This is a genomic window from Mycolicibacterium sp. HS_4_1 (assembly GCF_054515875.1).
In genome coordinates, this window is the sequence record NZ_CM137261.1 from 1,967,915 (window position 1) to 1,982,396 (window position 14,482).

General features: G+C 63.8%; 14 protein-coding genes and 1 pseudogene. 4 read left to right on the plus strand and 11 right to left on the minus strand.

Features of this window, described 5'->3' with window-relative positions; genetic code table 11:
* Positions 1 to 95 precede the first annotated feature (95 nt).
* Positions 96 to 854, minus strand: coding sequence for an alpha/beta fold hydrolase (locus ACX12F_RS09335; RefSeq protein ID WP_459369304.1), 759 nt, complete (start codon positions 852 to 854; stop codon positions 96 to 98).
* A gap of 241 nt (positions 855 to 1,095) precedes the next feature.
* Here ACX12F_RS09335 and ACX12F_RS09340 point away from each other — a divergent pair, with 241 nt between their 5' ends.
* The 3 genes from ACX12F_RS09340 (at position 1,096) to ACX12F_RS09350 (ending at position 4,158) form a co-directional block, all read left to right on the plus strand.
* Positions 1,096 to 1,401 (plus strand): DUF3040 domain-containing protein, encoded by a 306-nt coding sequence (locus ACX12F_RS09340; RefSeq protein WP_459369305.1) that lies wholly within the window; start codon positions 1,096 to 1,098, stop codon positions 1,399 to 1,401.
* A gap of 498 nt (positions 1,402 to 1,899) precedes the next feature.
* A complete protein-coding gene (locus ACX12F_RS09345) occupies positions 1,900 to 3,381 on the plus strand; it encodes an MFS transporter (RefSeq protein ID WP_459369306.1) in 1,482 nt (493 codons plus the stop codon).
* Between the two features lie 582 nt (positions 3,382 to 3,963).
* On the plus strand, positions 3,964 to 4,158 hold the full coding sequence (locus tag ACX12F_RS09350) for a hypothetical protein (protein ID WP_459370583.1): 195 nt from the start codon (positions 3,964 to 3,966) through the stop codon (positions 4,156 to 4,158).
* A gap of 263 nt (positions 4,159 to 4,421) precedes the next feature.
* On the opposite strand, the gene ACX12F_RS09355 is transcribed toward ACX12F_RS09350, so the two are convergent.
* A complete protein-coding gene (locus tag ACX12F_RS09355; RefSeq protein WP_459369307.1) occupies positions 4,422 to 5,801 on the minus strand; it encodes an APC family permease in 1,380 nt (459 codons plus the stop codon).
* 373 nt (positions 5,802 to 6,174) lie between these two features.
* Positions 6,175 to 6,672, minus strand: coding sequence for a nitroreductase family deazaflavin-dependent oxidoreductase (locus ACX12F_RS09360; protein ID WP_459369308.1), 498 nt, complete (start codon positions 6,670 to 6,672; stop codon positions 6,175 to 6,177).
* A 576-nt stretch (positions 6,673 to 7,248) separates the two neighbouring features.
* Between ACX12F_RS09360 and ACX12F_RS09365 the strand changes: the two genes are divergently transcribed.
* Complete coding sequence (locus tag ACX12F_RS09365; RefSeq protein ID WP_459369309.1) at positions 7,249 to 7,443, plus strand: hypothetical protein; 195 nt, start codon at positions 7,249 to 7,251, stop codon at positions 7,441 to 7,443.
* A gap of 18 nt (positions 7,444 to 7,461) precedes the next feature.
* Here ACX12F_RS09365 and ACX12F_RS09370 read toward each other — a convergent pair whose 3' ends face one another.
* The 8 genes and pseudogenes from ACX12F_RS09370 to ACX12F_RS09405 form a co-directional block, all read right to left on the minus strand.
* Entirely contained in the window at positions 7,462 to 8,031 is a 570-nt protein-coding gene (locus tag ACX12F_RS09370) for a SpoIIAA family protein (RefSeq protein WP_459369310.1), read from the minus strand.
* A complete protein-coding gene (locus ACX12F_RS09375; protein ID WP_459369311.1) occupies positions 7,961 to 10,387 on the minus strand; it encodes a plasma-membrane proton-efflux P-type ATPase in 2,427 nt (808 codons plus the stop codon). The genes ACX12F_RS09370 and ACX12F_RS09375 overlap by 71 nt, the downstream gene beginning before the upstream one ends.
* 321 nt (positions 10,388 to 10,708) lie before the next feature.
* Positions 10,709 to 11,287 carry a SpoIIAA family protein gene (locus ACX12F_RS09380; RefSeq protein ID WP_459369312.1) on the minus strand — a complete coding sequence of 193 codons (579 nt, stop codon included), beginning with the start codon at positions 11,285 to 11,287 and terminating at the stop codon, positions 10,709 to 10,711.
* On the minus strand, positions 11,262 to 11,447 hold the full coding sequence (locus ACX12F_RS09385) for a hypothetical protein (protein ID WP_459369313.1): 186 nt from the start codon (positions 11,445 to 11,447) through the stop codon (positions 11,262 to 11,264). The genes ACX12F_RS09380 and ACX12F_RS09385 overlap by 26 nt, the downstream gene beginning before the upstream one ends.
* Positions 11,444 to 13,159, minus strand: a complete 1,716-nt coding sequence (locus ACX12F_RS09390) for a SulP family inorganic anion transporter (protein WP_459369314.1) — start codon at positions 13,157 to 13,159, stop codon at positions 11,444 to 11,446. Before ACX12F_RS09390 ends, ACX12F_RS09385 begins: the two co-directional genes overlap by 4 nt.
* 276 nt (positions 13,160 to 13,435) lie before the next feature.
* A complete protein-coding gene (locus ACX12F_RS09395; RefSeq protein ID WP_459369315.1) occupies positions 13,436 to 13,828 on the minus strand; it encodes a hypothetical protein in 393 nt (130 codons plus the stop codon).
* A gap of 81 nt (positions 13,829 to 13,909) precedes the next feature.
* A complete protein-coding gene (locus ACX12F_RS09400) occupies positions 13,910 to 14,401 on the minus strand; it encodes a TetR/AcrR family transcriptional regulator (RefSeq protein WP_459370584.1) in 492 nt (163 codons plus the stop codon).
* Positions 14,402 to 14,482, minus strand: a pseudogene (locus tag ACX12F_RS09405) (hypothetical protein); the annotation flags it as partial. It abuts the gene before it with no gap.

Below are 14,482 nucleotides of genomic sequence, written 5' to 3' on the forward strand. Positions count from 1 at the left end.
ATCAGTTGATCGTCTGTGCTGGTGTCTCCACGCAGAGCGTTCTGGCTGGGATAGATGGGCCGACCGCGGTGCCCGGCGCCCAGGTCAGTCACCGCCTACTTCATGTGCTCGATGATCAGGTCGGCGAGTCGCTGCGGTTGGTCGAGCTGAATGTACGTGCGGGCATCATCGATGACTTCCAGTCTGGCGTGAGGAAAGGTCTGCGTCAGTCGTGCCGCGTCGGACAGCGGGAAGAAACGGTCGCGTGCACCCCACGCGATGAGCGCTGGGCCAGTGAAATGCCGTAGGCGGTCCGCGGCGTCCAGGGTATGCCTTGCCGAAATCCCTTGCAGCACAGCTCGCACATCGGCTCGGATGCGGTGATCGTGAAGCGGTGCAAACCATGCGGCCAGCAATTCGTCGGGTAGCGGCCGCATCGTCACCGGCACCACTGTCAGCGCCGCGCGCCGAAACAACGGGACTCGCAGCAGTAGGTCCAAGCCCGCGATGAGGCCCGGAATAGCGCCGCCGGCGGCTTCGAGGGGGCGGAACACCGTGGGCGGAAAATGTTCGAACGCATCACAATTGGTCAGCACCAACCGGTCAATGACGCGTGGATAATGAGCGCTCAAGATCTGGCACAGGGCACCGCCGGTGTCGTTGCCGACAACAGTGACGTCGGTCAACTGAAGGTGCTCGATGAATTCGGCAAGCAAAGCCGCCAGCGCCGGCGGGGACAGATCGGCGCCGTTCATCGGTAGCGTATGCGCCCCCATCGGCAGGTCGGGCATCACGCACCGAACGTGTCCGTCGAGCAACGCGACCAGCGGCTCCCACACGGTGCTGTTGACAAATAATCCGTGAACCAGCAGCACGCACGGGCCGCTACCTCGATCGTGATAGCGGATTCGGCCCGCAGACAGCTCGATGTCGGGAATAGCGCACCTCCCAGAGCGAGTGTTGACGTAGGCCGGTCGAGCACTGATTGGCGTACCGTAGCGCGATCACGGGAACCCACGGCAACTATTGTTGTATGCAACACTATAATCGACAGATACGGGCGGGGAACGGGGCCGTGATTGCCCGCGGACTAGATGCGGCACGGGAAGGTGCGCCATGGAGCCGTCGCAACGCGAACGACAGATTCTTGAACGAATTTCGGACGACCTGGAACTGCACGCCCCGCGGCTGACCCGCCAATTCGACCTAATGACATCGGCGCCCCGGATTCGGCGCCGACGACGTCGGGTGGCGGCCTTGGCATTCGTTGCCGGCGCGATGATTCTGGGCGTGGCCGTGCTCGTACCGCCCAGAATCATCGGCGGCGTCTACCTGACCGCGGCCTTCGGCTACGCCGTGATGTTCTGCGCGGCGGTCTGGTGGGTCACCGCACCGCCCAAAGTGGTATTTCGTTCGAAATAGGCCACCGAATCGGCCATCAGGTCTGCCTCATCGGCTCTGCGGTAGTCGTGAATCGATCGTGAAGCGAGTGCGCCGACCTAGCGACAGCTCAAGATAAGCAGCTACTCCGGTTCGGCGAGCTGGTGTCTCAGCCAGGTACGTCGCCAGCTCGATGTTTCTTCCCAGCGCCGCGGTGTGGTACCGGAAGACACCAGTCACGCAGTGGCGGGATCGGCATCGTGCCCCGAATCTGTCGCCCACGCTTGGGATCACGATATTGCAGTGTGCTGCAGTGTGCTACAGCAACTATGGCAGGCCGCCACCATTCTCACAACGCTGCGCACACCGTTGTGAGAGCGAGTTATTTGCCGCGAAACTCATGGAAACGGTTTCGGTAATGCGGCTCTTCTACGTTCGGAACCCGACCGCAGCGAACGCGCGCAACCACACCGACCTCAGGTTTTGGTGACGAAGTCACCAAAACCGTTGCGCCGGTTCGCCACACCGGAAGGATCTGACATGACCGCAACCGTGGCCGACGAACCGCAAGAGAAGACACCAGCGTTTCGGTACCAGCGCCGAGGACGCTGGCTGGACCATTGGGAGCCCGAGAATCCCGCGTTCTGGGAGTCCGGGGGCAAGAAGACAGCATGGAAAAACCTCATCTTCTCAGTGATATCTGAGCACCTCGGATTCAACGTGTGGGTGATCTGGACCATCGTTGTCACCAACATGGGCAGTGCCGGATTCGCCTTCATGGAGGGCGTTGGCGGCAAGAATCCGCACGCGGTGAGCAACGCGCTGCTATTGACATCAGCGCCGGTGCTGGTGGGGGCAGCGCTGCGGGTGCCCTACACCTTTGCGATTCCCCGCTTCGGTGGCCGGGCCTTCACCGCATTCAGCGCCTCGATGCTCCTGCTCCCGTGCCTGGGCCTGGCGTACTTCATCAACCGTCCCGAGACACCGATGTGGGTGTTCCTCATCCTCGCCGCACTCGCCGGATTCGGCGGCGGCAACTTCTCCTCCTCAATGGCCAACATTTCCTTCTTCTTCCCGCAAGGAAAGAAGGGCCTGGCTCTCGGGATCAACGCCGCCGGAGGCAATCTCGGCGTCGCCGTCACCCAGCTAGTAATCCCGCTGGTCATCACCCTCGGTACGACACTGGTGGCCAAAACACCGGCGGGCTATCGGTTCGGCCTGACCCTGGCCGCATTGGTGTGGCTGCCATTCATCGTGATCGCCGCCATCGCCGCCCTGCTGTTCATGGATAGCATCAGCAGCGCCAAACCCGACCGGTCCTCCTACAAGCTGGCCATGACCAACCACAACACCTGGGTCATGGCCTTCCTGTACATCGGGACATTCGGTTCGTTCATCGGTTTCTCGTTCGCGTTTCCGACTCTGATCAAGGTGAACTTTCCCGAACTCGGCCACGTTCCGGTCCTGGTGGCTCTCGGCAACCTCGCGTTTCTGGGTGCTCTCGTCGGTTCGTTCACCCGACCGCTTGGCGGATGGTTGGCGGACCGAACCGGTGGCGCGAAAATCACCCTTCTCGTGTTCGTCACCATGGCCGGCGGCATCGCGCTGATCATGGCCGCGCTCAAGCTCCACAGCTTCCCCCTGTATCTGGCCGCGTTTCTTGCGGTATTCGTGTTGACAGGTATCGGCAACGGGTCGACGTACCGGATGATCCCGACCATTTTCAGTGCCGTCGCGAACAAGACCGCCGCCGAAACCGGCCAGGACCCCACCGCGGCGACGGCCTCAGCCAAGCGACAGGCCGGCGCCGCTCTCGGCGTGGTCGGTGCGGTGGGCGCCTTCGGCGGATTTGTGCTTCAGCAGGCGCTGCGGCTATCGACAATCCACTTCGGCAGCATGGCGCCCGCCTTCTGGGGCTACGCCGCACTATTCCTGCTCATGGGCGCGGTGACGTGGTGGTACTACCTACGTTCGGAGTTTGTCGTGCACCGGATGCCCTCACTGGCCCACGCCAACGTGTAGAAGCGCATCTGAATCACGTTCTGCCCCAGCTCTACTCGCGACTCTGGTGCGCCATGGCGGATGTGCCCGGGTCGCGGGCAGGCAACAAGAACCGGTTCGTAGGTGAAAACCGAACTCGACGGTCGGTCGCGTAGAAGGCGTGGTCTGCGATGGACACCTGGTTGCAGAAGCGCTCGAAGGGATACTGGAACGTCTATGCCGCCGACACCGACAGGCTGCTGGGCTGGGTACGATTCGATCTGCGGGCCAGGGGGTGGCGCAGCTACACCGTGCCTGCCAGTTGCATACACCCCGTCGAGCTGGATCGCCGACTGTTGCGACGACACGCCGTCGGACTCGTGGTCGCCTGGCACACCCGCACACATCCTTTCCGCCCGAACACAACTCACTGAGTGAAACGCGGGCGCAGCACATGACCAACTGAACACTGCGGCCATCAGCTCCCGCACAGCAGTACCCCGAAACGACGAAATCACCTTAGACGCAGGATTCTTGCCGTATCTGCCCGAAATGCGAGAGGCGCCCGTATTTCATTACAGGCCAGAGAATTTCACCGTTGACAACTTCGAGAGGCGCTACCAAATGTTGAACCGTCTAGTCGCAGTCGCCGATGTGGTGATCGGCGTGCCGAACTCGATGTACCACTTGGACGGCAACGGCAACGGCACCAAGCCTAGCGGGCCCGCCAGCGGGAAGATCGGTGTGATCGGGCAATATGGCAGGCCCAGCAGGCCTGCCAACGGCCCCACGTTGGCTACCATTGGATACCGCCGGTGACAAATTCCCGCCCGCCTCGCCTCGTCGCGAAGACAATCCATTACCGCATCTGGCAACTATTGCATGATGCTACCGAAATTTTCACGGTCCGGCCGCTGCCGTGGCCTGGCGGATAGGGGCCATCGTCAATTGCCGGCAGTGTGGTGAATAGCGCAGCGGCAGGACAGTATTGGAGCCGTGGCACTGCGTATTCACAAAAACCCGTTGGCAGCGCAACGAGATCTGCAATCCGCCCTGGGTTAACCGACCGCAACCCACGCGTTCTATTGGCGAGGGCGCCTGTTCGGCTCCTCTGGTGCGGCCTCGGCCCTGGCCTCGGCATCGCGGATACCACGAGGCCGGCCGGCCTTGATCCACAATCGCCACAGCACCGCCGCGATCAGCACGGTGGCGGCGAGGCTGACGACCGGATAGCCGCGGCCCAGGTTGATGACCAGGACGAAGAACACGACGGCGGCGCCCGTGGCGTTGAGCACAAGATGGCCGCGGTTGCTTTCGTGGTAGGAGAAGTAGGCCATGGCGATCAGACCGGCCAAGAAGCTGAGGAACACTGACACCGCGTAATAGAGCACAAGCGTTTGGTCGTTTCCGCCCGCTGCGATCGTCGCGGCCACCGAGATGATGGTGAAAAACAGCACTCCCCAGTACGGGGTGTGGTGGGTGTTCGTGCGACCGAAAAATCCCGGCAGGATGCCGGTGCCGTGTGTGGTGCGGGCCAGCGCTTTCAACAGGCCGGGCCCGGCCTGGAACGATGAGCTGGCTGCCGACAGCAGCAGCAGCGCGGTGACGAGCTGGAAGGCGGCGAATACGGCGCCTGGTGCGCAGTGGCGGGCGAGTTCGGCGATCTGGGTGCTGTTCTCGGGTGGGATGCCAATGTTGAGCAGGCGCGCTTCGATGGTCAACCCCATGGTGAGTGTGCCGACGATGCCCAGTGTGAGCCACAGGGTGATCTTGCCGAACTGGTGACGTCCACGGTCGTCGAGTTGGCCCAGTTGGGCAATCGCCGATGACGGGGCTTCAACGCCGGTCGCGAGGGCCATCGCAACCGGGAAGGCGAGCACCACCGCGAAAATCGCGCCGTGGCTGGCATGACCTGACATCGATGGGGACGTAGTCGCCTGTGGCTCGGCGACGATTCCGTACAACAAAACGACTGTGGTGACGGCGACGAAGGCGATGGTCATGGCTGCGAACACGATGCGGCCGAGGTGGCCGAACCAGGTGGCGGTACCGACCAGCACCGCGAGCCCCACGGACAGAATGATCCGGTATGGGGCCAATACGGGGACGTAGGCGATGATGGCTGAGGCCCCGGCGGCGACACTGATCGCGATGGTCAGGACAAAATCGACGATGAGGGCACCGATCGGTAGGAACGCCCAGCCCTCGCCGAAGGCCTCACCGGTCGCCGCGGAGGCCCCGCCACCACGCGGATACCGCGCAATCAGTTGCTGGTAGTTGATCACCACTAGGGCGATGATCAGCACCACCGCGGACATCGCCGGAATCAACAACGCCAGATTGCCGTCGAGCGCACGCAGCGCCGCCTCGATCGCATACGCCACCGAGGACACCGGATCGGCCATGACGGCAAAGGCGAATGCCAGCAACAAGATCGGTCGCGAGTGAAGAAGTGTCACCATGGGCGTCCTCGGCAATCAGGGGTCGGCAAGAACACTGCCGACCAGACTTCCCGGCGCACCAAGATGAGGAGCCTAGCGGAACCCGGCTCGCTCGGGTCGGCATCTGGGTCGCGCAAAGCAGTGGCGCCGGGGTCGATAGCGCAGCGAAGAGGCGACCATCGCCAATTCTGTCGAACGAGCCGCCGCCTCGCCACTGGTCATCGCAACCACCAGTCAATGCATGATGAGTGCGGTTGAGGCAGTCCGGCACAGGTCAGCGTGGCTCGCATGTGCGATGCCGCCAGACAAGCAGGGCGCGTCGGTGCTGGAGCGCCACGCGGCCGTTACCGAGCCGATCCGAGGCTCGGCCTCCCGCGACACTGCGTGTCGAAGGTCAATCGGGTGTTACCGGGGTACGCGGGACAAACCGGACGAAGGGCATGTGTCGCCCAGCCTCGCGAAAGTCGGTTTCGGACCCGTCGACTGAGAAGCCCATTACCCGGGGGAGGGCCAGCTTCGCCATCAGGCGATGACGCATCGCATAGCGGGCGAAGACGTCCGCCCCCTCGTCGGTGTCCAGGGCCATCGCTGTGACGGGAATGGTCCGCCGCGCCACGTCGATGGTGACGTCCGGTGTGTGCATCACGTTTTGGTACCACGCGGCGCTCGGTCCCCATCCCGAGGCGACGACGAAACTGTCATTCGTGCAATCGTATTCGGCGACCTCCAGGACCGCCAGGCGCGGCTTGCCGGACACTCGTCCCAGGTGATGGAGCAATAAAATACGTTTCCCGAACACCCATCCAAGGTGAGCTCGATAGACGTAAATGGGTAGCCGATACAGGAATCTGCTCAATCCCGCCGGGGGTCTGACGTTTTTCACGATCTTCACCACTGTCGTCCTCTCCGTGCCTCGCGGATGCGTCAGGTCGTGCGTAAGCATCGACCGTGATGACAACAGGTTGACGCTTGACCATTGCATAAAATGCTACTGCAACTATTGCAGATTGCAACTATCTTGGGCGCGGGTTAGAGATCCAGCTTCGAATCGGTGTTGGTGAGATCATGACGATCTCGTGTACCCGGTAGGTCTGCGGTGCAGATGCCGGGCGGATGTATGGTTCGCGACGCTGGTGCCGAGGATCAAGGCTCGTGTCATTGGCGCTCCTCGATAAGACCAGGCCGACCATCAGCCCGCTTGCGCGCCGCCTCGGCGTCTGAAACTCGGCAGCCCTGCGACTGGTCCGGACCCGCAGGCCCATCAGATTTACGATTCTTACGCCGCCGGTGTAGCGGCACCATGAGAAAGCTGAAGGTCCGCGCACACATCGGTCCAACAATCCGAGTCCCGGCGGTTCGCGGGCATTGCGCCTGACGGGCCCATCGGGGGACCTAAGCCTTTAGAGGTGCGGCTTGCCGCGTTCCAGCGTTAACAACGTGGCGTTGCCGATCATGTTGGGTCAGTGCCGTGTCGGGGATTGACGTGCACGGCGTGGTGCAGGGTGTCGGGTCTCGACCGTTCGTGTGCGGCCTCGCCATCGAACTGTATGTCAGCGATATCGGCGGTGACGCGCGCTATGTTGGCGGATCGGTGGCGCGCGGCGCGCCGCACGTCGAGCACGCGGTGCTCAATGAGTTGTCCCGCTACGGGATTCGAGGATGAGGGTGCGCCGGCGTGACGCTACGCGCTGCCGGTGATCCAGTCTCGTGCTTGGTCGACCTGGCCGGCTGGGAACTGACGAACCTGCGCCGCGACCAAGTGGCCACCCAGCAATTGAGCCAGGTCGCCTACGTGTGAGTCGGTGACGACGGCAATCTTCTTGACATGCTTGTGATGTTCCTGGATGAACCTGATATGGCTGATTATCGCGCCGAAGCTGTCCCAGCCGGGAAAGGTGGGGGCGTCGATGATCGCGCCGGCCAGATCGCCGTTGGCTTCGATCTGGGGGTCCACTATTTTCGCCAGCTCGGTGAAGTCGTTCGTGTCGAGCGCGGATTTGGGATGGATCAGCACGATCGATTGCTCTTTGTCCAATGTGCATTCCAGCATGATGTTCTCCTCCTCCGTCGGGACCTTGTCATCGTCTGCCCGAACGAGGCCTCGTGATAAGAGCCCAATGTCACAACTTTTCCGCAGTCGGCGTTGGTCTGAATAGTGCTGAATGCCAATGCTTTCGATGTCAGGTGTCGTTCGCCGGCGGCGTGCTGCGGCGGTCGAGCCAGCGATAGGCAGCCAGCTTGATCCGGTCATTGATCAGGAACCAGCCGAGCGCATAAGCCCACACGAGGCCGGCCCAGCCCCAGCCCAGCGGCGTCATCATTACCCCGTAGACGGCGATCAGCGTGGCGATGGCCTGGGTGCCGAAGACCGCCCCGAGCAGCACAGGTGCGGGCGCGGGCCGCGACCACAGCGGGCCGCGGGCCCGGGTCAGAAAGATGGTGAGGTGACCTGCAACCGATAGCTTGAGATAGATCAGCGTGCGGATCATGTCTTGGCTCAGCCCGAAGACTTTGTCGGCGAGGACGAACAGCAAAAACGTTGCGGCGACACCGATGACGCCGAGCACGGTGGCAATCGTCAGCACTCCGCGCAAGTCCCACGCGGCCGGTCTGGGGGAGCCGCGGACGTGATCGTAGGCGATGGTCAGGATGGCGCCGTCGTTGAGCACCGCCAAAAACACGATCATCACCGCGGTGACCGGGAAGAAGTTCATGAACACCACGGCCAGGGTGACCAGCAGCAGGACCCGGATGGTTTCGGTGATGCGGTAGGTGGCGTAGCTGGTCATCCGGGCAAAGATCTCGCGGGCCTGCCGGATTGCGGTCACGATCACCGACAGCCCGGGGGCGAGCAGTACCACATCGGCGGCGGCGCGGGCGGCATCGGTGGCACCGTCCACCGCGATCCCGGCATCGGCCTGTTTGAGCGCGGGCGCGTCGTTGACACCGTCGCCGGTCATCCCGACGATATGCCCCTGAGCCTGCAGCAGTCTCACGATGCGGTACTTGTGCTCGGGAAACACCTGTGCAAATCCGTCGGCGGACGCCACGCGGCTCGCCAACTCGTCCCGGCCGTCGGCAGTGTCCAGGCTCGCAGCATCGAGAATGCGATCTCCGAGCCCGACCCGGCGGGCAATCTCGCGGCCGATGGCGACCTGGTCGCCGGTGACCATCTTGACCTCGATGCCCAATCCTTGTGCCGCACTGATTGTTTCGGCGGAGTCCTCGCGAGGTGGATCGGCCAACGCGAGCACGCCCGCCAGCCGCCAGGTTCCCTGCCCATCGGTTCGGGCCACGCCAAGGGATCGAAAGCCTTGAGCAGCAAAGCGATTGACCACGTCATCGACGTGACCGCTGGTGGTGTCGTGCGCGCAGAGGGCGGCGATGATCTGCGGGGCGCCCTTGCTGGCCCGAAACCGATGCCCGGCGAGGTCCCGGACCGCCACTTCGGTGCGCTTGCTCACCGGATCGAACGGGATGAACTTCTCCACGTGCGCTGTCGGCGGCCGGCCGGCGGCGGCCAGCACAGCCAGATCGATGAGGTCGTTGTCCTCGGCGCGCGAGGCCAGCGCCGCCGCGGCGAGTAGGTCCTGCTCGCTCACGCCGGGTGCGGCCCACAGGGTGGCGACGGCGAGCCGGTTCTGGGTCAGCGTGCCCGTCTTGTCGGCACACAACACGTCGATGCCGCCAAGTTCCTCGACTGCCGGCAAGTGGCTGACCACCGCCTGCCGGTGTGCCAGTTGGCGGGCCCCGACAGCCATGGTCACCGACAGCACTGCTGGCAGCGCCACCGGGATCGATGCGATGGTGACCACCAAGGCGAACTCGAGGGTCTGTAGCACCGGATTTCCGCGGACCAGCGACACCGCGACCGTCAGCGCCACCAGCGCGACAGCGATGACGATCAAGTAGTTACCGATCCGCAGCACGGCCCGCTGGAAATGGCTGACCGTCCCGGCGGTTTCCACCAGGGCGGTGGTGGTGCCCATGTACGACGACGCCCCGGTCTCACAGACCAGCGCGTCGGCCTCCCCGCGCACCAGCACCGAGCCCGACAGCAGGCGCTGTCCGTAGTTGCGGGTGACAGCGAGCGACTCCCCGGTCAGCGCGGATTGATCAACCTCCAGGGTGACTTCGTCGAGCACCCGCAAATCAGCGGGGATGACGTCACCAATGCGGACCCGCACCACGTCACCGGGCACCAGGTCGCGCACCGCGACTGTCACCCACGCGCCGTCGCGCAGTGCCCGTGCTGAGGTGGCGAGGCGCTTTTTGAGCGCGGCAATTGCGCTGGCAGCCTGGTGCTCTTCGACGAATGCGACCAGTCCGTTCATCATCAGCAGCACCGCGATGATCACCGCGTCGGTCCAATGCCGAGCCAATACCGATAACAGCAGGGCAACTTCGATCATCCACGGAATCGGCGCCCAGAAGTACCCCAGAAACACCAGTATCGGATTACTGCGGCGCTCGGCGATCTCGTTCGGGCCGTAGTGCTGCAATCGCTGCATTACCTCGGCGGCCGTCAAACCCGCTGCGGAACTGTCTAATTCGGCCAGCACCTCGTGCAGCGGCAGGTCGACGAGCTTGTCGGCGGCCTCGGTCAACCTGCTCTCCTCGTCTGCTCCAACACCCGGTAGCGGCGTACCTAGTGATCACCGACCCCGGACGTCCGGCTGCTTGTCGGTTGGCGGTTTCACTGTCGCACCGTTTGCCGAAGCCGCATAGGGTCCAACGGCCCCATGACAACCGATGCGACTGATACGGGGCCGCCGGTATTTCGGGGTCGCCGCAGACATCGGGATCGTCGGCCCCGTGGTGGCGCTCGCATTGTGATCGACTCCGGACCGGCGCCGAACTGCGTCATGGTGCGATGTCAGGAACTTTCCGGATCCCTTCGCATAGGGCTGGCCCGCGGCCTGCGAAATCTAGTGCTGGGCAATCCATTCCCGGGCGACGCCGGATTGACTGCTCGGGAACGCTTGAAGTTCGCCAGGCATCAGAAAGCCGAAGAGCTTCATCGTGTGGCTGATCCAGTCGATATCGGTGACCACCGCCAAGCGCTCCCAACGGGACCAGTGCGCAAACCCCACCTTGGTGTCTTCCCATACCGCACCGGGATCGATGCCGGCGAAATCGGTTGCAGTCTCGTAGTAAATGCGCACCTTGTCGTGCTGGGCAAGCTTCTTTTCGACCTCCGGGACGAGCACGTCTTGGTAATCGCTCTTGGTGACATGCCCATGGCAGGCGAATGCTGCGACATCGCTGGCAAAGCCAGTCAATATCTCGATCATCGGGACCTCCTTCGTCGTGGCCAGCACTTCAGGATGACGGTATCGATGCACGCGGCGATTGTCAGGAGGCAATGGTCCCGAACTGGCCGGTGTTTTCCCGGATCGCCGGCGCTTGCCCAGCAGTCTGCGTTCGGCGAATTGAGCCGCATCGCCGTGTTCAACCGATCGCACTACGAGAACGTACTGGTCAAGCGCGTGCAGGTGTGCGGCCATCTGGATTTGCTTGCGGTCCAACAGCTTTGGCTTTGAACGATGTCACATCAAAGTGGTCGGCGTAGCCGGATGCCGCCAACAGCAACAGCGGGATCAGGATCATCAACGCCAGCAGGCGCCGGTCTGGCCGCATTTGGTGAAATTCTTTGACGATGATCATCGCTGGGCCCCGGGGCGATCGGTGGTATTTCCAGGGCGCAGTGCCTCGACGGCTTCACCGACCGAACTGAATAGATGATCTTCGCCCATACGAGCGAGCAGGCCGCTGCGGGCCAGCGCGGCGTGGACCGTCTTGCTGGTTCGCGCCATCGCGAAAACCGCGCCCCGGTGGTCGAGCTCGTCGAGTAGCTGCCGCAGTGTCCGTGATCCGGTGTAGTCGATGTCGGTCATCCCGACCGTATCGAGTACGACCAGCTGGGGTGGCCGTTCACCGCGGTTGATTGCAGCGCTCATCTGGGCGCGGAAATGGCCGGCGTTGGCGTACCACAGCGGGGTGGCGAACAGCACGACGAGCACCCCGGGGATCTCGGCCGCGTGCTCGGTGGCGGACAGCGGCGCCCAGCTGGTGGTGGAGGGAATGCGGCCTAGGATTTGAATGTGGGGGCGGGCGCTGAGCCGCGTGCGGTCGAGGATGGCCAGCCCGACTGCGACGGCTATGCCCTGTTCGACCCCGACCACTGCGACCGTGAACAGAGTGAGAAGCGCTAGCGCGAATTCGAACCGGTCGTAGCGGGCGATGTCGATGAGATCGCGTAACGGCAGGATGCGGATGGCGATGAAGAGCAGAATCGCTGCCAGTGTCGCCACCGGCACGTCGGCAAGCAGAGCGACCGCCGGGATCAGCGCGGCGACGGCCGCTGCGGCGACCAGACCCGTCAGCTGGGTCCGCCCAGACGCGGCCACTACGGCCGCGGTACGCGGCGGGCTGGCGTTGACCGGAAAAGCGCCGATTAGGCCGGCGACGACGTTGCCTGCCCCGACACCGAGAAAATCGCGGTTCACGTTCACTTGGTAGCCACCCTGGTCGGCGAACGCGCGGGTCGTCGCCGCGGTCTGGCTGACAACCACCAAGGCGACAACGCCGGCAATCGGAGCGGCCGCATTTACTGTCGACCAGGACATCACGTGCAGCGCGTCGTGGGGCGAACCGTGGGCCAGCGGGCCCAGTACCTCCACGCCGCGAGCAGGCAGATCCAGCACTCGCACCAGAATCGTCGAGCCGACCAGCGCGACCAAAGCACCCGGAAGCCGGCGATCGATCAGTGCTGCGACGACCACAACGGCGAACCCGGCAACCGCGATGGCCAGTGCCCACCCGTTGATCTGACCAAGTTGAGCGAGCGCCACGCGGGCGCGATGCACGGTGTTGCCGGAGGCGGCCGGCAAGCCCATCAGATCGGGTAGCTGGTGCACGGCGATGATCACGGCCACCCCGCCCAGGAATCCGCTGATGATGGGCGCCGACAAGAATTCGGCCACCCAACCCAGCCGCAAGGCACCGACCAAACCGACGGTCACACCGACGAGCACCGCGACAATTGAGGCCAACGCCGCGTAGTCCGCAGACCCCGGAGACGCCAACACCGCGATGCCGGTAGCGAACAGTGGGGCAATGGTTGAATCGGCACCGACCGACATCTGCGGATTGGACCCCAGCAGCGCGAAAAGCACGGTTCCCGCGACGAATGCGTAAAGCCCGGCCAGCGGCGCGATCCCCGCCAACCGGGCGGTGGCCAGCTGCTCGGGCACCGCGATCGCCAGTAACGTCATCGCCGCGCCCAAATCGCCTGCCACCCACGACCGCCGATAGCCGCGCAGCGACGACAGCAGCGTCGCGTGGAACCGGGCCGTCAGCTGTGTCGCCCCGCGCATTGATCCATCATGGCAGCCGAGCGGCCCATCGGTGGTCGTAGCGCACCGCGACTGTGCGTGAAGTCATTTCGGCAAATGGGCAGCACGGGCCTCCCGACGGCGCGGCCAAAGTCCGCTCTAGCTTTGGTTGTTGCGGCCTTCGCAGTCGCCGACCGAGGCGTTGATGTCGCGTTGCCAACCGGCATCGCGGACACGATGCGGCGGTTGCTACGACGGCTACGCCCAACCAGATCCCCAGTGCGTCGAGCACGCCGGTCACTGCGCGCGCCGATACCTTCATGACGTTCGACCTCGCGACGCAGAGACGTTTACCGATGGCTCGCCGATACTGTTGCCGATGCCGATGCCGATGCCGATGCCGATGCCGTTGCCGTTGCCGTTGCCGTTGCCGTTGCCGTTGCCGTTGCCGTTGCCGTTGCCGTTGCCGTTGCCGTTGCCGTTGCCGTTGCCGTTGCCGTTGCCGTTGCCGTTGCCGTTGCCGTTGCCGTTGCCGTTGCCGTTGCCGTTGCCGTTGCCGTTGCCGTTGCCGTTGCCGTTGCCGTTGCCGTTGCCGTTGCCGTTGCCGATGCCGATGCCGATGCCGATGCCGATGCCGATGCCGATCTGGCAGCCCACGTCGCGGTTCGGCGAGGGAATCCTGAGTCTCGTGGAACTTGGGTGCCGATCCATCGCCAGCCGTATGGCCTGGCCGCTGATGGCCCTTGGGCGAAAGCTGCGCCCGGGCCGGATCCGGCAGCTACGGCACAGCGTTCAGGGAGCGAGTAGTCGACGCAGCGTGTCGATCTGCATCCGGGTGATGGCGGCTTGTTCGGGCTTTGGGTACTCGTGCAGGTGGCGAAGTGACCAGTGGTCGAGGCAACGCAGAACGTCACTGACGAGTGCTATCTGCAACGATGGGGGCAGGTCGTCGCGAACGGCGCCGCAGGCCCGCCCGCTGGTTAGTGCCTGATCCACCCATGCGGCAATGGATTTGACCACTTTGTGCATTGCCATGCTGTGCTGAGCGGGCACATCCGTCAGGTAGAAGAGTCTGCCCGCGTCGGCATACCAATCGCCGCGAGCCGCGACGCGCAGCACGTCGGTGACCAGCCGCGTGATCGTGTCCCAGTAGTGCGGGCCGCTCAACTCCTGCGGTGCCGGGATGTCGAGCACCCGGGCCAGCTCGGTCATCGCCTCCTGCATGACGGCGTCGAACAGGGCAGCTTTCGATCCGACGTAGTGGTAGAAGGAGCTCTTCCTCATGTCACAGTCACGAATGATCGCGTTGAGTGAGGCGTGCTCGTAGCCTTGCGCGGCAAACTCCCGTGCGGCCGTCTCGAGCAA